The organism is Rhodanobacter sp. C05, from assembly GCF_002001165.1.
In the GTDB taxonomy this organism is placed as follows: Bacteria; Pseudomonadota; Gammaproteobacteria; order Xanthomonadales; family Rhodanobacteraceae; genus Rhodanobacter.
This window is the reverse complement of sequence record NZ_MUNQ01000010.1, coordinates 29,388-50,149: the sequence shown is the minus strand read 5'-3', so window position 1 is coordinate 50,149 and position 20,762 is coordinate 29,388. Positions and strand designations below refer to the sequence as shown.

Below are 20,762 nucleotides of genomic sequence, written 5' to 3'. Positions count from 1 at the left end.
CGCGCCTGACGCTCACCCATCCATCTCATCCAAGACGCCGTTCCATGAGTGAAACCCCACCACTCGCGCCGAGTGCGCGCTACCTGGAAGGCGTCGCCGCGCATCGCTGGGAATCCGATCCCACCCAGCTGGCGCTGCTGCCCGAGTTCGACCGCATGCATGCCGCGCTGTGCGTGCAACCCGAAACAGGCAGCGGACTGTTCGGACGGCTAAAATCCCTGCTCGGCAACGATCAGCCGGAGGCCGTCCCCGGCCTGTACCTGTGGGGTACGGTCGGTCGTGGCAAGACCTTTCTGATGGACCTGTTCGTGGCCAGCCTGCCGCACGGCGTCGCGTTGCGCCGGCACTACCACCGCTTCATGGGCGAGGTGCATGACAGCCTGCGCGCGCTGGGTGAACGCCAGAGTCCGCTGGTCGAGGTGGCCGCCGGCCTCGCCGAGCGCTGCCGCGTGCTGTGCCTGGACGAATTCCTGGTCAACGACATCGGCGATGCGATGATCCTGGCCAACCTGCTCGACGCGCTGTTCGCGCGCGGCGTGACCTTGGTCACCACCTCCAACACCGCACCAGCCAATCTCTACAAGGACGGCCTGCAACGCGTCCGTTTCCTGCCTGCGATCGTACTGATCGAACAGCGCTGCCACGTGGTCGAGATGGCCTCGTCGCACGACTGGCGTCTGCGTGCGCTGGCGCAGGCGCCGGTGTATCTGACCCCGCCCGGCGCCGAAGCCGAGCGTGCGCTGGGGCGCATCTTCAGCAGCCAGGCCAGTGGCACCATCCAGCAGGACGGCTCGCTGCCGATCAACGGCCGCGACATTCCGTTCCGCAAACGCGCCGACAATATCCTGTGGTTCGATTTCGACGCGCTGTGCGAAGGCCCGCGTGCGGTCGCCGACTACATCGCACTGGCCAAGGCGGGCCCGGCGATCATCATCTCCAACGTGCCGCAGTTCACCATCTACAGCGAAGACGCCGCGAAGCGCTTCGTGCAACTGGTCGATGAGTTCTACGACCGCCACGTCAAACTGGTGCTGTCCGCTGCCGCATCGATCACCGAGCTGTACGACGGCGAGCGCCTGCGCGCCGAATTCGGCCGCACCGAATCACGCCTGATCGAGATGCAGAGCAAGGACTATCTGGCGCTGGAACACCGCGCGGACTAGCCTCGATCGCCATGCCCCATAGCATCCAGCCATGAATGCCACGCCGACCCGCTCGCGCCGCGACAATGTCAAGGCGATCTTCCGCGTCGTCGGCGGCAATTTCCTCGAGATGTACGACTTCATGGTCTATGGCTATTACGCCTCGGCCATCGCGCGCACGTATTTCCCCAGCCACAACGCGTATGCGTCGCTGCTGCTGACCCTGCTGACCTTTGCCGCGGGCTTCGTGATGCGGCCGATCGGCGCGATCGTGCTGGGCGCGTACATCGATCATCACGGCCGCCGCAAGGGATTGATCCTCACCCTCGCGATGATGGCCGTCGGCACCTTGATGGTCGCAGCGGTACCGGGCTACGCCACCATCGGTGCGGTGTCGCCGCTGCTGGTACTGGCTGGACGCCTGCTGCAGGGATTCTCCGCCGGCGTGGAGCTGGGCGGCGTGTCGGTCTACCTGTCCGAGATCGCCACACCGGGACATCGCGGCTTTTACTGTTCCTGGCAATCGGCCAGCCAGCAGGTCGCGGTGATGTTCGCGGCCCTGCTCGGCCTGTTGCTGCAACGCTGGCTCTCGCCGCAGGCGATGAGCGACTGGGGCTGGCGCGTGCCGTTCCTGATTGGCTGCCTGATCGTGCCGTTCGTGTTCCTGATCCGCCGTTCGCTGCAGGAAACCGAGGCCTTCCTCGCCCGCAAGCATCGCCTGGGCGCCAGCGAAATCTACCGCTCGATGCTCACCCACTGGCGCATCGTGCTGCTCGGCATGGCGATGGTGCTGATGACCACGGTGTCGTTCTACCTGATCACCGCGTACACACCGACCTTCGGCAAGGAAGTGTTGAAGCTGTCGCAGTCCGACGTGTTCGTGGTGACGCTGTGCATCGGCATCTCCAACCTGATCTGGCTGCCGCTGATGGGCGCGCTGTCCGATCGCATCGGTCGCTGGCCCTTGCTGCTCGCCTGTACCGTGCTCGCCCTGCTCACCGCGTATCCGGTGCTGCACTGGCTGGTGGCCAGCCCCGGTTTCGATCGACTGCTCGGCGTGGAACTGTGGCTGTCCTTCATCTACGCCAGCTATAACGGCGCTCTGGTGGTGGCGCTCACCGAAATCATGCCGGTCGAGGTACGCACCGCCGGATTCTCGCTCGCCTACAGCCTCGCTACGACGCTGGGCGGTTCGAGCCTGGCGATCTCGCAATGGCTGATCCATCTCACCGGCAACAACGCCGCACCGGGGCTGTGGCTGTCGTGCGCGGCGCTGTGCGGATTGATTGCCACCGCGCTGGTATATCGCAACCCGGAAAAGCGCATCTTGCATCGGGCGTAGGTTGCCACGATGCGTTTGGGTAGCTGTCGCATGGCATGGAATGCATCGTCGCGAGATACCAAGCCGTTGACGGCGTGGGGCAACGTATAAGGGCGTATTGTCCACGCTCCTCACAGTCGGGTTTCTCATGGCAACGAAGATGTCCTTTCCCCAAGCCGGCTTCTTGAATCACCTGGAGCTGCTTGGTGAATCCACTTCCCCGGTTGCTGGCGCGGCGCTTTCGCCACTACTTGCCCGGATTCTTTTAGCCTCGAACGAAACAACCATGGAACTGACCAGCGCCGCCGGTTGCCTGGTCCAGCTGCTGAAAGCCGCGCAGGCAACGCTGCAGGCAACATTCGACACGGAACTCGCAGCCGACGAACTGCGTCGCTACCAGAAGTTCGCCAAGCCCGGGCAGCCATCGCCGCATATCGTCCAGCTCCGGCAGAAGCAGGCCGCCGCCCGACAAGCCTCCAGTCAGTCGAAGCAATCTTTCATCAAGGCCGCTGCGGCGTTTGTCCGGGAAGCCGGTATCGAGGTTCCGCAACGTGTGGCGCTTGAGGAATTCATCACCCACTGGATCGATGCCAATGTACCGAAGGACTTTTCCCGGTAGCGTGACAAGTTCGGTCTTCGGTCGCCGTTCAAAACGAACATTTTCAGTGTCAGAATCTGAAACGCCTCTAAACATTCAGGGCATTCGCATGATTGGTAAAGTTTTTTTGCTTTCTTGTTGCTTGCGACAAGCGTTGCAGCCTCCGACATCAAGTTGACGAAAGAACAAATCATCGAACTTGCGAGACAGGCATCTGCAAGCTATTGCCAAAATCCCGCGCACACTTTGAATGACCTTCATACAGTTCGCTGCGATTTCGTTGCGTCTTTTAGCTCTGGTAGGTGGACCGTTGGTGCAGGTCCAAACTATGAGGACGACCGTGGCAATCCAGTAATAGTCGAGATGCGAACCCTCCTACTTTACTACTCACCGTCTGGCAAACTTCTTCAGGAATTTGGCCCGCACGGTCAAGTCATGTCACCTTCTGCTGTCGACGTAACGACAAGGCACTGAACGTCCGCTTCTGACCACCGAAAGCGATCTTAAGCACCAACGAATCCATTTCCGTGATCTGGACGCCACCGCGCTTTTTCGACGAATCGCTATCAAAAGAATCGCAGCGCACCACAACCACGCGCTAGCATCGGTCGTCCCCCAGAGGAGATACCCATGCGCCGCACCCTGTTCTTTCTCGCGCTCGCCGCTGCGATCGCACCGTTGCACGCCACCGATACCCCCAGCATGCAGGCGATGGCGCAACAGGAGCTGCCACAGGTCACCGCGTGGCGGCGCGATATCCACCAGCATCCCGAGCTGAGTAACCGCGAGGTGCGCACCTCGGCACTGGTCGCCGCCGAACTGAAGAAGCTGGGGCTGGAAGTGCATACCGGCATCGCGCATACCGGTGTGGTGGGGTTGCTGAAAGGCGACCTGCCCGGCCCGCGGCTGGCCATCCGTGCCGACATGGATGCGCTGCCGGTGACCGAGGAAGTGGACCTGCCGTTTGCTTCGAAGGCCAAGGGCGAATACCGCGGCAAGCCGACCGGCGTGATGCATGCCTGCGGCCACGACGCGCACACCGCGATGCTGCTGGGCATGGCGCAGGCGTTGAGCGGCATGAAGAAGCAGCTGCACGGTTCGGTACTGTTCGTGTTCCAGCCGGCCGAGGAAGGTGCGCCGGCGGGTGAGGAAGGTGGCGCTTCGCTGATGCTGAAGGAAGGCCTGTTCCGCGACTTCAAGCCGGATGCGATGTTCGGCATGCACGTGGTCAGCTCGCTCAATGTGGGTACCGTGGCGGTGCGGCCGGGGCCGACGATGGCCGGTTCGGACTGGTTCCGCATGGTGGTGCACGGGCGGCAGACGCACGGCGCGATGCCGTGGAACGGAGTCGATCCGATCGTCACTTCGGCCGAAATCATCAGCGCCGCGCAGACCATCGTCAGCCGCAAGCTGGACATCAGCACGCTGCCGGCGGTGCTGAGCTTCGGCATCGTCGAGGGTGGCTCGCGTTACAACATCGTGCCGGACCAGGTGGAATTGCAGGGTACCTTGCGCACGTTCGATGCCGACATGCGCCAGCAGGCGATCGACAACCTCAAGAGCATCGCCGAGCACATCGCCGCCGCCAACGGCGCGACGGTCGAAGAACAGATCCCGGTGGGCGACAGCAATCCGATCCTGGTCAACGATCCCGCGCTCGCCGCCCGCGTACGCAGCAGTATCGGCAAGGCGCTCGGCAACGTGCATGTGATCGAAGCGAAACCGTGGATGGCCTCGGAGGACTTCGCCTATTTCGCCAAGGCGGTGCCCAGCGTGTACTTTTTCGTCGGCTCCACCCCGCTGGGTCAGGATGCCTCGAAGGCACCGGCCAACCACTCGCCGAAGTTCTATCTCGACGAAGGCGCATTGAAGATCGGGATGGAGTCGATGCTGCAGGCGAGTCTGGATTATCTCAACGCACCGGCTTCGTGAGAGACGGACCACGCGCATGGCCCGCATCCTGATTCCACTGCCGCACCGCGATTTCGATCCCTCCGAAGTTGCGGCGAGCTGGTACACGCTGCACGCCGCCGGACACGCGGTAATCTTCGCCACGCCCGATGGGCAACCTGCCAGCGCCGACGAGCTGATGCTCAGCGGCATCGGCCTCGATCCGTGGGGCTGGCTGCCGGGACTGAACCGCCTGCGCCTGGTCGGCCTGCTGCTGCGCGCGAACGCCGATGCGCGCAAGGACTATGCGGCGATGCAGAAGAATGCCGCGTTCCGTGCACCGCTGCGCTGGGATGCACTGGACGCATCGGCGTTTGACGGCTTGCTGCTGCCGGGCGGACATCGGGCACGCGGCATGCGCGAGTATCTGGAGAGTCCGCTGCTGCAGAACCTGGTCGCTGCGTTCTTCGCCGCGGACAAGCCGGTCGCCGCGATCTGCCATGGCGTGCTGCTGGCGGCGCGCAGCCGTTCGGCGAATGGCAAGTCGGTGCTGCACGGCCGTCGCACCACTGCACTGACCTGGGCACTGGAAAAGAAGGCCTGGGCGACGGCGCGGATCAGCCGCTTCTGGGATCCGCTCTATTACCGCACCTATGCCGAAGCACCCGGCCAGCCGGTCGGCTACATGTCGGTGCAGCAGGAAGTGACGCGTGCACTGGCCGATCCACGGGACTTTCTAGACGTGCCGCACGACGCGCCGGATTACCGCCGCAAGACGAATGGCCTAGCCCGCGACAGCGCGCGCGATGCGTCACCCGCTTTCGTGGTGCGCGACGGCAACTATCTCTCCGCGCGCTGGCCCGGCGACGTACATCGCTTCGCCAAGGAATTTTCATCGTTGTTCGCCAGACCGTAACCGCGACGCTTACAGTGCCTTCGTACCCGGATGCTTTTGCTGAAAGCGGCGGTGATGAATCAGCAACCCGCTGAAATAGACGATGTAATAACCGACCAGCAGGCCGATCACCAGCATGGTCAACGGGCTATAGGCATAGCTCGGCGGATAGCCTGCTGCCTGCGCGGCGGCAGAGACCTGCTGCATCTGCATGACCTTCCATATCAGTCGGCCGAGCAGCAACACGGTGAGCAAGGCACCGATCCACGGATTTGGCACATAGCAGTCGCCCTTGACCGGATCGACTTCGAAGCGGGTGAGCCTGAGCCCGACCATGCCGATCAGCGCGCCGATCAGCACCCCCACGAGCAGTCCCTCGAGCAGTTGGATGCTATGCAGGCCGGCAAGGCTCAGCAGGCAGCCAATCACCGCAAAGATCGCGATGCGCGCGATCATCCGTTTGCGCTGGATCGGCTGGCGGCCGAACTGGCGGCTCACGCGCCGCCACACGATCCATGCCAGCAGCGGCAGCATGATCAGGTAATTGGTCAGATGGGCAGGCATGGACGGCACCACGGGATGGACGGCGCCCAGCTTAATCGAGCGAACGGCGGCTGACGACTGACGTTTGTCACCCTTCGCCAGGACGCCAGGCTACGGGGTCAGCCGTTGCCCAGCTGCTCGGCCAGCGAACGCGTCCGCTCCGTCACGACGTTGCCGGTATGCAGAGTCGACTTGCGCTCGATCAGCATCAGCAGGCATTCCGTCGCCGCGACAGGATTGTGCCTGACACTCTTGGGCACCACGAACATCTCGCCTTCGGCAAGCTCGACCGCGCCGACTTCCATCTCGATGCGCAGCTGACCTGCGAGGATCAGGAACAACTCATCCTCGTCGTCATGGCTGTGCCAGCCGAACGTGCCCAGCACCTTGGCCACCTTGACGTAGGAGCCATCTATTTCGCCCACGACACGTGGCGACCAGTATTCGGTCAACGCCGCAGCGATTTTTTTCGGGGAAGTGCCGACTGGCATGTCCATTTCGTGCTACCTCGCTTTGCTTTGGTTCGCCACCGCGACCATCTTCGCCGCGACCGCGTCAGTATTGCCGAGATAGTAGTGACGCAGTTGTTACGACAGGGCCGAGGCGAAGAACATCAGGTAAACCAGACGGCCGTTTTCCATACTGTCGCCGAACGACGGTCCGGCGGTATGCCACAGCCACGGCCGCAACAGGACGAGGCGATTGAAACGCATCGGCACCTGCATGGTGAGTTCCCACTGCGAATCATCGCTGCTGTCCCTCTCGATGATGTCGCGATACATCTCCGCATCCGACGCATAGCCGAGCCGAGCGCGCTCCCGCGGATCGATCGGCGCGTGGTCCGTTCCGGTGCGGCGATGACGGAAGAACTCCGTGCCACCGACGCAATCCTCGGGTCGACTGAGGTACAGGATACCCGACCAGTAGGTGCCCGGATCGATGTGCACCTTCGCCGTGCCCTTGTCCGCCGCCAGCGAGATCCGGCATTTGGCGTGCGACTGAAGTGGCGAGATGACTTTCAATGGCTCGGCCACGAGGTGCGAGACCTGTTGCACAAGCCCGCTGATTTCGATGCGCTCCTGCGAATTGCGCCCCGGGTAAGGAGCCTCCTGCGGCGGATACGTCAGCCGGAACGCCGAGCTTCGCAGCTCATGGGCGTTTTCGAGGAAATCATCGACAATGATCAGAGAGGTGGGCATTACGGGTGAGCCTGGCGGAATCCATTTCGGTGGTCGGAACAAGCTCGCGATCCGGCGCGTGACGCGGGGGTTCGATCACGAGGCGTCGGTATGCGCTACTCAGGTTGCATGCGGAAGATCATGTCGCACCCGGTTGAACGGCGGCAGCGCGCCTACTTCGCCTTGCCCTGGTTCGCCACCGCAGCCATCTTCGCCGCGATCGCCTCGGCATCGCCGAGGTAGTAGTGACGCAACGGCCTGAGCTGCTCGTCGAATTCGTACACCAGCGGCACGCCGTTGGGGATGTTCAGCTCGACGATCGCCTCGTCGGAAATATCGTCGAGATATTTCACCAGCGCGCGCAGCGAATTGCCGTGCGCGGCCACCAGCACGCGCTGGCCGGAACGGATCGCCGGCGCCAGCACTTCGTGCCAGTACGGCAACACGCGTGCCACGGTGTCCTTCAGGCACTCGGTATCGGGGATGTCATGCGGATCGAGGCTGGCGTAGCGCGGGTCGTGCACCGCCTCGTTGGCGCTGCGCTCCAGTGGCGGCGGCGGGATGTCGTAGCTGCGCCGCCAGACCTTCACCTGCTCCTCGCCGTACTTCGCTGCGGTCTCGGCCTTGTTGAGGCCAGTCAATGCGCCATAGTGACGTTCGTTGAGCCGCCATTCGGTGACGACCGGCAGCCACATCAGGCCCATCGCATCCTGCACGCCCCACAGCGTGCGCACCGCGCGCTTGAGCACCGAGGTATGCGCCACGTCGAACGTGTAACCCTCGGCCTGCAGCAACCGGCCGGCTTCCTGCGCCTCGGCCATACCCTGTTCGGTGAGGTCGACGTCAGCCCAGCCGCTGAAGCGGTTGTCGAGGTTCCACTGCGATTGGCCGTGGCGGATCAGTACCAGCTTGTGCATGGCTGCGCTCATCAGGATGCGGTAAACCGCGAATGGTGAAGGCCGGCTCCGGCATCGTCAAATGCGGCCCCTGCCACAGGTCATGCTAAACCGATCGCCCCGACGGAGCATCCTAACCGCACCATTCACACACGGAGACAAGCCATGCGTCGTCTTTCGACGGTTCTCATCCTCACCACGCTCGCGCTGGGTCTGCCGCTGCTGGCCACCGCGCAGGACAACGATGTTGACAAGGTCAACGGCTCGGTGCAGGTCACGGCGGGGCAGCGGGTGGGCAATGTCAGCACGGTCAACGGCGCGGTGCATATTGCCGACGGCGCCAGTGTGCGCAAGGCCAGCACGGTCAACGGTTCGATCGACCTGGGCGACAAGGCGCAAGCCAGCGAGCTGGGCACCGTCAATGGCGCGATCAGCCTGGGCAGCGGCAGCCGCGTCAGCGGCCAGATCGACGCCGTCAATGGCCGGCTGCATCTGGCCCCGGGCGCTGATGTCGGCGGCAAGCTGAGCAACGTCAACGGCGCGATCGTGCTGGACAGCGCCCACGTCGCCGGTGGCGTCAGCACCGTCGGCGGCGACATCACGATCGGCCCGAACTCGCATGTCGAAGGCGGCATCCTGGTCGACAAGCCCAGCGGCTGGTTCAACTACAACAGCCACACACCGCTGGTGGTGATCGGCCCGCACGCGGTGGTGCAAGGCACGCTGGAATTCCGCCGCGACGTGGTGCTGAAGGTCAGCGACAGCGCACAGATCGGCCCGGTGAAAGGCGCCACGGTAGTGAAGTTCAGCGGCGAGATGCCGACCAACTGATGCTTGCCGACAACGGCTCCGCCGCAATGGTGGAGCCGTACTTTTACAGCCAGTCGCGCGGTTTCAGGTAATCGGCCAGCTTCGCTTCGGCCGAACCGAGTTCGGGCGTGTAGGCGTATTCGAAGCGAACCCGCGGCGGCAGGCTCATCAGGATCGATTCGGTGCGGCCACCCGACTGCAGGCCGAACAGCGTGCCGCGATCGTAGACCAGGTTGAATTCCACGTAGCGCCCTCGCCGATACAGCTGGAACTCGCGCTCGTGCTCGCCGTACGGCGTGTCCTTGCGGCGCGCGACGATCGGCAGATAGGCATCGAGCAGGCCCTGGCCGACGTCACGGGTGAACGCGAAGCAGCGCTCGAAACCACCCTCGTTCAGATCGTCGTAGAACAGCCCTCCGACACCGCGCGTCTCCTCGCGGTGTTTCAGGTAGAAGTACTCATCGCACCACTTTTTGTAGCGCGGGTACACGTCCGCACCGTACGGCGTACACAGATCGCGCGCGACCGTGTGCCAATGCACGACGTCCTCGCCCACCGGATAGAACGGAGTGAGATCGAAGCCGCCGCCAAACCACCACACCGGCTCCACACCTTCCTTGCTGGCCTCGAAATAGCGCACATTCGCGTGCGTGGTCGGCACGTGCGGATTCTTCGGATGCAGCACCAGCGACACGCCGGTGGCGATGAAGCTGCCGTCGACCAGTTCCGGCCGGTGCGCGGTCGCGCTGGGCGGCAACTGGTTGCCGCTGACCCGCGAGAAGTTGACTCCGGCCTGCTCGAATACCGCGCCATCGCGCAACACCCGTGTACGGCCACCGCCACCGGCCGCACGTGTCCATGCATCCTCGACGAAATGCGCGCCACCATCGACCTGCTCGATCGCGGTACAGATGCGATCCTGCAATTCACGCAGGAAGATTTCGGCACGGTCGGCTTGCTGGCTCACATCATGTTCCCGGGTTCGACGCCAACGCGGAGCTTAGCAAGGCGCCGGGCGCGATAGGCGGCGGCGAGGGGTCGCGAAACGACGACGGCCCCACATGCGGGACCGTCGCAACCGCTATCTCTCCCGCTGTCAGCCAGCCGGAGCAGCGGCCGGAAGACCACCCGCACCCGCGGAAATCAGCTCCAGATCGCGGCTGATGTCGCCGCTCAGGTAATGCATCCAGCCCATGTAATTGGTGTGGATCATGCGCTGACCGTTCTGCTTCACCTCATACTTGAGGTTGGTGCTGTCGACGTAGCTGATCTTGATCTGCGTGGTATCGAAAGCGACGTGGATCTTGGCGGTGTAATCGTTGCCGATCAGGGTCGAATCGATGCCGTCAGCGTGCTCGGCGGTGATGGTCCAGCCGCGGCCGAGCAAGGCACCCTTGACCGCCTTGCTCACCTGCACGGCGGTAAGACCGCTGGGCACGTTGATCGGTGGCACATCAAGCAACGGCACCTGGCGGAACGCCATGGTCAGCAACAGCAAAGGCAGCAACAACAGCAACAGCAAGCGTGAACGCGCCATCTTCTTCCCCCTTGGATAGGCCGGCAACACGCACGGCCTGCGCAGTCTGCCGGGGCATCACGCAGTGCACAAGCCAGCGCACGACGTGACGACGCCTGCGGCTTGCGCCACTGGTGGCCATGCATCAGCTGATGCGCGCGCGCATCCGCCGATGACCGATCAGCTGTGCCCAGCGCAGGCCCAGATCGATCCACATCAGGTAACCGGCCTCGATCAGTAGCAGGCCCAGATAGCGCCACTGCCACGGCAACTCCGTTTCCGCGGCAACCGGCTGGCTGTCGAAACCCAGGTGGCGCGCCAGCAACAGGCAACGGGCCAGGTGATAGCGACTGGTCACCAGGGCCACCGGCGGCAATCCTGCCTGTCCCGCCTGGGCCTGCAGCAGACGACGCGCGTGGCGCAGGTTCTCCAGTGAATCGACCGACTCCTGCTCCAGCTCCACTTGCACATCGGCGGACAGGCCATGCTGCTGCAACCAGGCGTGGCCAGCCGCCGCCTCGCTGCACTGGCCGCCACTGCAGCCACCGAGCAGCAGCACATGAGCGGTCTGTTGCTGCTGAGTCAGGGTCAGCGCGCGTTGCAGGCGCAGCTGGTAGTCGTGCTCCGGCCGGTCGCGCTCGAGCCGCCGCCCGAATACCAGCGCGATCATCCGCCGCGGCGGCGCCAGCGGGCTGCGCGCGGCAACGCGGCAGACATGGATCAGGTAACCCAGCCAGACCAGGCCGCCACTCAGCAGCACTGCCAGCACGGTGACCGCCGCCGCGTGCTGTATGTCGCGGTCGCGCAGATAGTGCCATGGGCTTCGAGGTGCAGGGCTGAGGGGCACGGGCATGACCGGTGAGCGGCGAAGGCGCGCCAGCTTAACCGGCCGGCACAGGGTTCGCGGCAGCTTCATGCTGGCATGGCCACGATGCGTAACCGCCTGTTGGCGAGCCCACCGCAGGCTAGGCAAGCCTCGGGGCGACCGCTAGGCTTTCGTGATGCCTGCCTTGATGACCCCTCTCGCGATCACCGCGTATACCGCCACCTCGGCCATCGGCCACGGCCTGGCAGCCCAGCTCGACGCGCTACGGCACGAGCGCAGCGGCCTGCGCCCGAACGATTTCAGCAGCGCACCGCTGGACTGCTGGGTCGGCCGTGTCGATGGCGTGGAGGATGCTTCCTTGCCCGCTGCCCTGGCCGCATGGGAATGCCGCAACAACCGGCTGACCTGGCTCGGCCTGAATCAGGACGGCTTCCTCGATCGCGTACACGCTGCGCGCGAACGCTACGGTGCCGGTCGCATCGCGCTGTTGCTGGGTACTTCCACGGCCAGCATCGGCGCCACCGAGGAAGCGTATCGCCGGCTCGACCCCGATGGCGGCTTCGCCGACGACATGCTCCGCCCGGCGATCCACGCGCCGCATTCGCTGGTCGGCTTCGCCGCCGCAGCATTGGGGCTGGAGGGACCATGCCTGACGATTTCGACCGCCTGCTCCTCAAGCGCGAAGGTGTTCGCGAGTGCCGAACGGATGATCCGGCTTGGTCTGGTCGATGCGGCCGTGGTCGGCGGCGTGGATACCTTGTGCGACAGCGTGCTGTTCGGCTTCAACGCACTGGAGCTGGTGTCATCCGTACCGTGCCGGCCATTCGACGCGGCGCGCAACGGCATCTCGATCGGCGAGGCGGCGGGCTTCGCCTTGCTGGAACGGGCCGATGTCGCGCCGGCCGCGCCCCAGCTGCTCGGCTATGGCGAAGCCAGTGACGCGCACCACATGTCCACCCCGCATCCGGACGGACTCGGCGCCGAACTGGCGCTGCGCGATGCGCTGGCGCGCGCCGGCCTCGACGCGGCGCAGGTCGATTACATCAACCTGCATGGCACAGCCAGCCTGAAGAACGACGAGGTCGAAGCCGCCCTGGTCAGCCGCTCCTTTCCGGCACGCACACGGGCCAGCTCCACCAAGGGCTTCACTGGCCATACGCTGGGCGCCGCCGGTATCGTCGAGGCGACCATCGCGCTGCAGGCGATCGAGCACGGCCTGATTCCCGGCAACCTCGGCGGCAGCACGCCCGATCCGATCTGCGGCGAACAGTTCGCCTGGCACAACGAACAGCAGCGCGTCGATGTGGCACTCAGCAACTCGTTCGGCTTCGGTGGCAACAATGCCTGCCTCGCGTTCGCCCGCGCCGGCTTTGCCGCATGAACACGCTGCGCGTCTACGTCGAAGGCGTCGGGCTGTGGTCGCCGCAGCTGGCGGACTTCGCTGCATTCACATCGCTGCTGGCCGGCAGCATGCCGACACTGCCAGCGACCCGACCTGGCGCCGCCACGCTGCCGCCGAACGAACGCCGACGCGCACCGGAAAGCGTGCTGCTGGCAGCGGAAGTCGCCGGCCAGGCGATCACGATGAGCGGTCGCGACCCTGCCACGCTGGCCTGCGTGTTCGCTTCCGCTCACGGCGACCAGCCGATCACGGACTACATGTGCGCCACGCTGGCACAAGCACCGGCCGAGCTATCGCCGATCCGCTTCCACAACTCGGTACATAACGCGGCGGTCGGCTACTGGACGATCGCCACCGGCTGCCTCGCACCCTCCACAGCCGTGGCGGCACAGCGCTTCAGCTTCGGCGCCGGCCTGCTGGAAGCGGTCAGCCAGGTGCTGGCCGAACAGCAACCAGTGCTGCTGACATGCAGCGATACCGCCGGCACCCAACCCCTGCTTGAAGTCACTGGCTGCAGCCAGCCATTCGGCTGTGCGCTCGTGCTGGTGCCGGGAGCGAGTGCGGCCTCGCTGGCCCGGCTGGATCTGACCTTGACCCCGCGACTAATCTGCACCGAGCTGGCTGAGCCGTTGGCCGGCTGGCGTGAAGCCAATGCCTCGGCCGCAGCATTGCCATTGCTTACCTTGCTCGCTCGTGGTCACGGCCGCTGCCAGCTGGATGCTGCCGCTACACTGGGACTGCAGATCGACATGGGGAGCATCGCTTGAACACGGCTGTCGCACGCTGGTGCGTGCTGATTCCCTGCCTCAACGAAGAGGCCGCGATCCGCTCGGTCGTCGAATCCGTGCTCGCGCTGGGTGCACCGGTGATCGTGATCGACGATGGTTCCGACGACCGCACACCGGAGATCGTCGGCACACTGCCGGTCACCCTGCTGCGGCACACCGAACGGCACGGCAAGGGCGAGGCCTTGCGCCACGGTTTCCGCGAAGCGCTGCTGCAGGGCTACGACGCGGTACTGACGATGGACGGTGACGGCCAGCATCTGGCCAGCGACATTCCACGCATCGTGAACGCCGCCGCGCAATACCCCGACCATATCGTGGTGGGTGCACGCATGCTCGATCGTGCGCAGCAGCCGAAGGGTCGCCGTCGTGCGAATGCGGTTGCCGACTGGGGCATCTCCTGGGCCTGTGCCCAACCGGTCGCCGACACCCAGAGTGGCCAACGCTGGTATCCGCGCGCGGCACTCGATCTGGTCGATCTGCCGGCGCAGAACTTCGTGTTCGAGGCGGCGATCCTGATTGCCGCCTCGCGCGAGAAGAAGCTCGGCGTGGTCTCGGTGCCGATCGCCTCGCGTTATCACGACGAGTTCCGCGGCAGCCATTTCAGGCCGGTTCGCGATGTCACCCGCATCACCACCTACACCATTGGTCGGGTGATCTATTACGGCAACATCCTCGCCAGCCATCGCCGTTCGCGCGCTGCACCGATCATTGCCGGCGATCGGCCGGCTGGCTGACCTCCCCGCTTGCGAGAAGCAAAGTCAGCCCATGCCGCCGTTGACGCCGATCACCTGGCCATTGATGTACCCCGCCGCATCGCTGCACAGGAAAGCCACAAGGGCGGCGACTTCTTCCGGCGTGCCGGCTCGCTGCGCAGGCACGATCTCGCGAATGCGCTCGGGCGGAAAATCCTCGCCGATCATGCGCCCCTCGATCACGCCTGGAGCAACCACGTTCACGGTGATCCCGCGCGAAGCCATCTCGCGCGCCAGCGACTTGCTGGCGCCGTGCAGAGCAGCTTTCGCCGCCGCGTAATTGGTCTGGCCGCGGTTACCGAGCTGCGCAGCCACCGAACTGACCGAGACGATACGTCCGAAGCGGGCACGCGCCATCGGCAGCAACAGCGGCTGGGTGACGTTGAAGAAACCGTGCAGCGAGACATCGATCACCCGATGCCATTGCTCGCCACTCATCCCGGCCATCGGTGCGTCGTCGTGAATGCCGGCGTTGTTGATCACCGCATGGATCGGACCTTCGGACAACAGATCATCGAGCGCGGCACGCGCCACTTCGGCATCGGTGACATCGAACGCCGTCGCCTGCGCACTGCCGCCCGCTACATGGATCGCAGCAACCACGTCCTCCGCGCGATGCAGACTCCGGTTGGCATGCACGACGACGTGATAGCCGCCCGCCGCCAGTGCGTGGCAGATGGCACCACCCAATTCGCCGCTGCCGCCGGTAACCAGGGCACGGCGTGGAACAGGTGTTGCAGACATGGCGTGACCTCGCAGCTCAGGACTCGGGATGGCGGGACTCAGGATGAATGACCGCGGCGCGCCCGCTGGCCAGCAGACGTCCGCGATGCTCGACGCGAAACGCATACTGCGCGCCGCCATCGTCGGCATAAAGGCATTCGGCATGGACGTCCAGCTGACCTTCCAGCCGGTCGACATACTCCTCGTACAACTGCACGTCGCGCAGGCTGACCAGCATGCCCGGCCGCGCCGTTTCGACACCTTTGTCGCGCGCCAGCAAGGCACCATGCACCGCCATCGCCTGCGCACCGTATTCGGCCAGATGCACCGCGTGCAAGCCCTGCGGGCTGCGCAAGGGATGGTCCGATCGCACGTGATCGGCACTGATCGCATGGATCGTGCGTGCGTCCCACGCCAGCACGGCATCCAGCAGGCACATGCTGCCGGTGTGCGGAATCAGCTGCGCCCAGTCAGTCTTCGGAAGCATGCGCATGCGGTGCCATCAGGATCGACAGGCAGAAATGAAAGGCCACGCCGAGGCTCACCGTGAGGCCGATCGCGCGCAGCACCGGAATGCTTGCCCATGCCAGCATGCCGAATACCAGCAGCGCCGACAGCACGCAGACGAGGGTGGCATGCAGGGTGCGCCGTTGCTCGGCCGGATCGCCGGTATCGCGCTCGAAGAACAACGCGTAGTGCAGACCCAGGCCGCCGGCAAGGATCAGCGCGACCAGATGGAACAGCGAGATCTCGATGCCGGCCACACGCTCCACCGCCAGCACCAGGAAGGTCGCCAAGGTCATTGGCGCCAGCACGTGCCAGGCGCGGCGCAGGCTGCGCAGCGACAGGGTGATCGTGAGTACCAGCAGGATCGTGGCGATCAGCAAGGCCTGCAGGATGCGCGTGCGATACGCGGCCACCAGCGATTCCGAGGCCGCCTTCAGATCAAGCAGGCGCACCGCGCCACCGGTGTTTTCACCGAATGCCTGCAACGCGGCTACATCGTGCACGCCGCTGACCGTGCCCAGCCCGAGCCAGTGCCCATCGCGTTGCACCAGCATCGCGGCGAGACGCTGGCCCAGCGGAGTCTGCGCATAGCGCTCCGGCGTCAGCGACGGCAATTGCCGCGCGGCTTCGACATCATCCAGGAAAGGCTGGAACAGATCGGGACGGAACGGCAGGCCTTGCAGTGCTTCATTCAACGCATGCTGCAACGTGGCGCGATCCGGCAGCTTCTGCTGGCGCTCCCGCTGCAACGCGACGGTCGGCAGGTAAATCGACGGCAGTTCCAGCGCATCAACGGCATGCTTCGCCACCAGCGCATCGACCTGCGGCTGCAGTTTTTCCGACAGTGCCAGCACGCCCTGCTCGGTCGACGCCTGCAGCACCAGCAGATAGCGCACATCCGGTGCACCCAGCGCCTCGCGCAGTCGGGCGTCACGCTGCAGCATGTCCTGCGGCAACGGGGTCAGCGCGGCGAGATTGTTCTGCCAGAACGGGCCAGGAGCGAACGCCAGCATCAGCACGATCGCCAGCGCCACCAGCACCGGAATCCAGCGCGGCCGCGGCAGCCGGTCGACGGCATCACGTGCCTTCGCCAGCCAGCGCATCTCGGCCACATCGCGCACGCGTACCGGCAGCAATCGCGACAGCAGGTAGCGCGTGCTGAAGCCGGCCACCAGCAGGCCGACGATGGTGAACACCGCCAGCTGCTTGAGTCCGTTCACGCCGGACGCGTAGAACGCCAGATAGGCGATGCACGCCGAGGCGATCGCGGTGAGCAGCAGTGGCCACAAGGCACGCACGCTCTGCACTGCATCCTCGCCGGCACGGCGATGGCTGAGCACGCGAATCGGATACTCCTGCGCCACGCCAAGCAGGGTGAACCCGAACGCCAGGGTGATTCCGTGCACTTCAGAAAAGGCCAAGGTCAGTGCCGCGATACCGGCCAGTGCCGCGCTGGCGATCGGCAGCGCCGACAGCATCAGCGAACTCAAGCTGCGGTACGCCAGCAGCAACAGTGCGATGAAACCCACGGTAGAAATGCGGCCGATCCAGTCGGCCTGCTGCCGGGTCTGCGCGCCGACCACCACGCTGAAATAGCCCGGGCCGCTGAATTCGAGCTTCGCAGCGGTGCTACGGGGCAGCGCACGAAACGCGCGCTGGATGCCATCGATCGCCTGCTGCTGTGCATCCGGATCGAAACCCGCAGCCGTGGTCTGTACCAGCAGCAGGGCTTCGTTCTGCGGCGAAAACCACACGCCTTCGCGTACTTCCGGCGACTTTGCCGGCGTCCAGCGTTCGGCCAGCTTCAGCACTTCCAGCGTGGGATCGCGCGGCAACAGACCCTTCAGCAAACTCGCTGCGGGCGAGGACAGATCATCCAGCCGCTGTTGCAACTGATCGGCCAGATACGCCTCGTCCAGCGGCTGCGTATCCAGCGTGGACGAGAGCAGGTAGCGATACGGCAACAGGCTGGAAGGCAACGCACCCAGATCGAAACTGCCGTTGAGTATCTGGCTATAACGCTTGTCGTCGTGCAATGCATTGGCCAGACCCTGGCTCAGCGCCGCCAGCTGCGCATCGGCAAGTTTCGCATCAGGCCGGAAGCTGATCGCCAGCAGCAACAACCGGGAACCTGGCCCGTCACCGACCTGCTCCATCAGCAACCGTTGATCCGGCGTGGTTGGCGCCGGCATGAAGCTGCGCAGATCGGTGCTAACCTTCAACCGTTGGCTGACCATCCAGCCGAGCACGGCCAGTGCCAGCAGCCAGACGATCAACAACGTGGCACTACCGCCGCGACGCATGCTCAGTGCGCACCCTGGCACAACGCCTGCAGCGCCTCGCGCGTCGGTTGTGCCGGCATCTTCGCGGCCAGCGGACCGAGCAGGTCGACCGCGAGATCGCCATCGGCTTCCTGCATGCGCATGCAACGCGACTGTCTGCCGGTGCCATCGATCGCAATGCTTGCGACGGTCTTCACCACTTTCACATCACGCGGCACCAGGGTCAGCGTCCACGTGCCTGCCGGATCACCGCTGAGCCGGATCTCGAACACCTGCTGCAAACGCCCGGCATCGCCGCTGAGCAGCGCCACAAAGCTGTCGAGCAGTACTTGCAGCTGCGGCGCGCGTGTCAGCGAAAAATGACGCGGGCTTTTCCCGGCACGTTGCTGGGTCACTTCGCCGTCGGCGATGGTGGCAGTTTCCTGCTGCGGATGATCGACGCGGCGCTGCAGCCGGTCACCGCCCAGCCAGGCCAACTCACCGGACACCACCAGCGGTCGATCCAGCACCTGCATGAAACGCGCCTCGGCAAACACCGTGCGCGCTGGCGCCGGCTGGCCGAGGCCAGCAATCAGGACTTGTGCGGACGTGGAAGCCGGGGCCGGTACCGATGCAACAGGGGGCGCTTCAAACGCCGACGTGCTGCTCCACAACGGCGTGCTCATGCCTAGCAGGAGCGCGCAGATCTTGCTGCCAGAAATCATAGAAATTGAACCAGTTGTAGGGAGCGACATGGACGTAATGTTCCAGTCGCCGAGCATAACCGGCGATGAGCGCATCCAGCGCCGGGCCGCGGTTGTGTCGCGGAATCTCCACCCGGTCAGCCAGTGGCTCGAAGATCAGCCGATAACGGTTGCCACCCAGGTACAGGCCGAAGCACAGCACCACCGGTACCTTCAGCGTATGCGCCAGCAGCCATGGGCTGATCGGAAACGGCGCCGGCGAGCCGAGGAAATCGGCATGCCGCAGAACTTCGTGACCGCGGCCGCGGTCGGCCAGCATGGCCACCACGGCACCGTCCTGGCAAGCCTCGGACATCGCCAGCGCGATCGAGGTGCCATCCTGCGCGGCATCGATCACACAGGCGCCGACTTCCGGCGCCAGAGCTTCCAGCAGCTCGGTCATTGCCGGGGTCTTCTGCTTGTCCAGCACCACCCGCAAGGGCATCTCCGGCCGGCGCGCGCCGAGCGCACGCAGCGCCTCGAAGCTGCCCTGGTGCGAACCGAACAGCAACACACCACGCCCTTGCGCGATGCGCTGGTCGAGCAGTTCCAGACCTTCGGTCTCGATCTGGAACGGCTTCTCGCCGTGCGCCAGCAGGAACACCCGGTCCATGATCGTGGCGGCGAAACAATGGATGTGTTTGAGCACCTGCCACGGTGTGGCCGGGCGGCCAAATGCGCGCCGCAGGTACTGCTTCGACGCCAATCGCTCCGGCCTGCGGCGCAGATAGAAATACAGCGTGATCGGATACAGGCACAGCCGCGCCACACGACGACCGCCATACAACGCGATGGTGCGGATCAGCCAGATGGCGAAACGCCCACCGCCTTCCGGGCGGCTCTGCCAGTGTTCTTTCGTGTTCATGCCGCTCCCTCGACCAGACCGCGTGCCAGCAGGCTGCCGTCGCGTCGGATCTCGAAGCGGAACCGCAATGAATCCGTTTCCGTCAGATGCAGCATGGCGGCCTCATCCGGCAGCAGCGGCGCCACGAACTTCGCCTCGGTCACCCGTGCCAGCCGCTGCCCACGCCATGCGCGCAGGGCCAGCGCCACCTGTTCCAGCAGGATCACCCCCGGCACCAGCGGATGGCCCGGAAAATGACCCGGCAACGCCGGATGCCCGGCGTCGATGCGCACCACCTGTTCGAAACCGACACTGTTCATGACGCCACGGTCCGGTTGCCATGCACCAGCTGTGGCCAGTGCAGGGCCAGCTGCAGCAGCATATCGTGCAAGCCGGGATGGCTCAGGTGGCGCAGCCGCCAGCGCCGATAGGCGTACTCGAGCAGAAACGCGACGCCGAGCAGTACATAGCCGCCCACATGCAGCCACGCGGCCGCCCAGCGTTCCGGCAGGTGCAGCGGCGAAGCAAAGCCCAAGCGTGCCAGCAGGCCGCTATGCTCGGCGCACAGCAGCAGCACGGCCAGCAACACAGCCTGCATGCCCAGCAGCAATGTCCAGAACCAGGTGACCTGGCGGGCGTAGCGCATCACGCCGGGCTGCTCCAGCCGTGCCGCACCCTCGATCGCGACAATGAAACGCGCCACCAGCGGTTCGCGCGTGCCCAGCGTACGGCCGAACCAGCACGCCAGCAGCGCGTTGATCAGCACCGGCACCCCCTCCAGCAGCAGGCCGGCCCAGCCGAACCAGGACAGCAGCAACAACGTCGACAGCAGACCCAGCCACAACAGCCACGGCCCGATCCGCTGCCGCAGCAGCTGCGGCAGCATCACCACCGTCAACAGTACCAGCAGCGCCGCCAGCGGAAATACCTGTCGCTGGGTCAGCGCGCCGGCGATCGCCAGCAGCGGATAGGCCGGCAGCAGCAGCAAGGCATAACGCCGCGCCGCGTTTTCAGCCGTTGGAGTAGGAAACGTCATGCCTGATTCCGCGATGGCTCCGCCAATCTCGCGAGCCTGCCACTTGCCGCGGAACGCCGCGTGACGAAGTAAACGTGGAGATGCGCCGGCG

General features: G+C 64.9%; 23 protein-coding genes. 9 read left to right on the top strand and 14 right to left on the bottom strand.

What is annotated here, in order from left to right:
- Positions 1-44 precede the first annotated feature (44 nt).
- From zapE to B0E51_RS10160, 5 genes are all read left to right on the top strand, one after another.
- Positions 45-1,163, top strand: a complete 1,119-nt coding sequence (gene zapE, locus B0E51_RS10180; protein WP_077444798.1) for a cell division protein ZapE — start codon at positions 45-47, stop codon at positions 1,161-1,163.
- Between the two features lie 31 nt (positions 1,164-1,194).
- Positions 1,195-2,484, top strand: a complete 1,290-nt coding sequence (locus B0E51_RS10175; RefSeq protein WP_077444797.1) for an MFS transporter — start codon at positions 1,195-1,197, stop codon at positions 2,482-2,484.
- A gap of 127 nt (positions 2,485-2,611) precedes the next feature.
- On the top strand, positions 2,612-3,082 hold the full coding sequence (locus tag B0E51_RS19600; protein WP_077444796.1) for a hypothetical protein: 471 nt from the start codon (positions 2,612-2,614) through the stop codon (positions 3,080-3,082).
- Positions 3,083-3,691: 609 nt separating this feature from the next.
- Positions 3,692-4,993 (top strand): amidohydrolase, encoded by a 1,302-nt coding sequence (locus B0E51_RS10165; RefSeq protein ID WP_077444795.1) that lies wholly within the window; start codon positions 3,692-3,694, stop codon positions 4,991-4,993.
- 16 nt (positions 4,994-5,009) lie between these two features.
- Positions 5,010-5,867, top strand: coding sequence for a type 1 glutamine amidotransferase domain-containing protein (locus B0E51_RS10160; protein WP_077444794.1), 858 nt, complete (start codon positions 5,010-5,012; stop codon positions 5,865-5,867).
- 9 nt (positions 5,868-5,876) lie between these two features.
- Here the strand turns inward: B0E51_RS10160 and B0E51_RS10155 are convergent, their stop codons facing one another.
- From B0E51_RS10155 to gpmA, 4 genes are all read right to left on the bottom strand, one after another.
- A complete protein-coding gene (locus B0E51_RS10155) occupies positions 5,877-6,410 on the bottom strand; it encodes a DUF1453 family protein (RefSeq protein WP_077444793.1) in 534 nt (177 codons plus the stop codon).
- A gap of 98 nt (positions 6,411-6,508) precedes the next feature.
- Positions 6,509-6,886, bottom strand: a complete 378-nt coding sequence (locus B0E51_RS10150; RefSeq protein ID WP_254424493.1) for a cupin domain-containing protein — start codon at positions 6,884-6,886, stop codon at positions 6,509-6,511.
- Positions 6,887-6,976: 90 nt separating this feature from the next.
- On the bottom strand, positions 6,977-7,588 hold the full coding sequence (locus B0E51_RS10145; RefSeq protein ID WP_077444791.1) for a DUF6445 family protein: 612 nt from the start codon (positions 7,586-7,588) through the stop codon (positions 6,977-6,979).
- 152 nt (positions 7,589-7,740) lie between these two features.
- Positions 7,741-8,484, bottom strand: coding sequence for a 2,3-diphosphoglycerate-dependent phosphoglycerate mutase (gpmA, locus tag B0E51_RS10140; RefSeq protein WP_077444995.1), 744 nt, complete (start codon positions 8,482-8,484; stop codon positions 7,741-7,743).
- Positions 8,485-8,628: 144 nt separating this feature from the next.
- On the opposite strand from gpmA, the gene B0E51_RS10135 reads away from it, so the two are divergent.
- Positions 8,629-9,294, top strand: coding sequence for a hypothetical protein (locus tag B0E51_RS10135; protein WP_077444790.1), 666 nt, complete (start codon positions 8,629-8,631; stop codon positions 9,292-9,294).
- Between the two features lie 43 nt (positions 9,295-9,337).
- Here B0E51_RS10135 and hemF read toward each other — a convergent pair whose 3' ends face one another.
- From hemF to B0E51_RS10120, 3 genes are all read right to left on the bottom strand, one after another.
- Positions 9,338-10,240 (bottom strand): oxygen-dependent coproporphyrinogen oxidase, encoded by a 903-nt coding sequence (gene hemF / locus B0E51_RS10130; protein ID WP_077444789.1) that lies wholly within the window; start codon positions 10,238-10,240, stop codon positions 9,338-9,340.
- Positions 10,241-10,369: 129 nt separating this feature from the next.
- Entirely contained in the window at positions 10,370-10,810 is a 441-nt protein-coding gene (locus B0E51_RS10125) for a hypothetical protein (protein ID WP_077444788.1), read from the bottom strand.
- Between the two features lie 124 nt (positions 10,811-10,934).
- Positions 10,935-11,642: a YdcF family protein gene (locus B0E51_RS10120; RefSeq protein WP_168172620.1), complete on the bottom strand. Its 708-nt coding sequence runs from the start codon at positions 11,640-11,642 to the stop codon at positions 10,935-10,937.
- A gap of 160 nt (positions 11,643-11,802) precedes the next feature.
- Here B0E51_RS10120 and B0E51_RS10115 point away from each other — a divergent pair, with 160 nt between their 5' ends.
- From B0E51_RS10115 to B0E51_RS10105, 3 genes are read left to right on the top strand one after another with little or no spacing between them, the layout of a single operon-like run.
- Entirely contained in the window at positions 11,803-12,996 is a 1,194-nt protein-coding gene (locus tag B0E51_RS10115; RefSeq protein WP_077444786.1) for a beta-ketoacyl-[acyl-carrier-protein] synthase family protein, read from the top strand.
- Positions 12,993-13,784, top strand: coding sequence for a beta-ketoacyl synthase chain length factor (locus B0E51_RS10110; protein ID WP_077444785.1), 792 nt, complete (start codon positions 12,993-12,995; stop codon positions 13,782-13,784). Before B0E51_RS10115 ends, B0E51_RS10110 begins: the two co-directional genes overlap by 4 nt.
- The gene (locus B0E51_RS10105) at positions 13,781-14,539 is read left to right on the top strand and encodes a glycosyltransferase family 2 protein (RefSeq protein WP_077444784.1); all 759 of its coding nucleotides are present in this window, start codon (positions 13,781-13,783) and stop codon (positions 14,537-14,539) included. Before B0E51_RS10110 ends, B0E51_RS10105 begins: the two co-directional genes overlap by 4 nt.
- A gap of 24 nt (positions 14,540-14,563) precedes the next feature.
- On the opposite strand, the gene fabG is transcribed toward B0E51_RS10105, so the two are convergent.
- Genes fabG through B0E51_RS10070 form a run of 7 tightly spaced genes read right to left on the bottom strand, consistent with a single transcriptional unit; the run spans position 14,564 to position 20,671 of the window.
- On the bottom strand, positions 14,564-15,301 hold the full coding sequence (fabG, locus tag B0E51_RS10100) for a 3-oxoacyl-ACP reductase FabG (protein ID WP_077444783.1): 738 nt from the start codon (positions 15,299-15,301) through the stop codon (positions 14,564-14,566).
- 16 nt (positions 15,302-15,317) lie between these two features.
- On the bottom strand, positions 15,318-15,767 hold the full coding sequence (locus B0E51_RS10095; protein ID WP_077444994.1) for a phosphotransferase: 450 nt from the start codon (positions 15,765-15,767) through the stop codon (positions 15,318-15,320).
- Complete coding sequence (locus B0E51_RS10090) at positions 15,751-18,090, bottom strand: MMPL family transporter (protein ID WP_174570635.1); 2,340 nt, start codon at positions 18,088-18,090, stop codon at positions 15,751-15,753. Before B0E51_RS10090 ends, B0E51_RS10095 begins: the two co-directional genes overlap by 17 nt.
- 2 nt (positions 18,091-18,092) lie before the next feature.
- Positions 18,093-18,734, bottom strand: a complete 642-nt coding sequence (locus tag B0E51_RS10085) for a LolA-related protein (protein ID WP_254424491.1) — start codon at positions 18,732-18,734, stop codon at positions 18,093-18,095.
- Positions 18,697-19,656 (bottom strand): acyltransferase, encoded by a 960-nt coding sequence (locus B0E51_RS10080; RefSeq protein WP_077444780.1) that lies wholly within the window; start codon positions 19,654-19,656, stop codon positions 18,697-18,699. Before B0E51_RS10080 ends, B0E51_RS10085 begins: the two co-directional genes overlap by 38 nt.
- Positions 19,653-19,955 carry a hydroxymyristoyl-ACP dehydratase gene (locus B0E51_RS10075; protein WP_077444779.1) on the bottom strand — a complete coding sequence of 101 codons (303 nt, stop codon included), beginning with the start codon at positions 19,953-19,955 and terminating at the stop codon, positions 19,653-19,655. The genes B0E51_RS10080 and B0E51_RS10075 overlap by 4 nt, the downstream gene beginning before the upstream one ends.
- Positions 19,952-20,671, bottom strand: a complete 720-nt coding sequence (locus tag B0E51_RS10070; RefSeq protein WP_077444778.1) for a xanthomonadin biosynthesis protein — start codon at positions 20,669-20,671, stop codon at positions 19,952-19,954. Before B0E51_RS10070 ends, B0E51_RS10075 begins: the two co-directional genes overlap by 4 nt.
- Between the last annotated feature and the right edge of the window lie 91 nt (positions 20,672-20,762).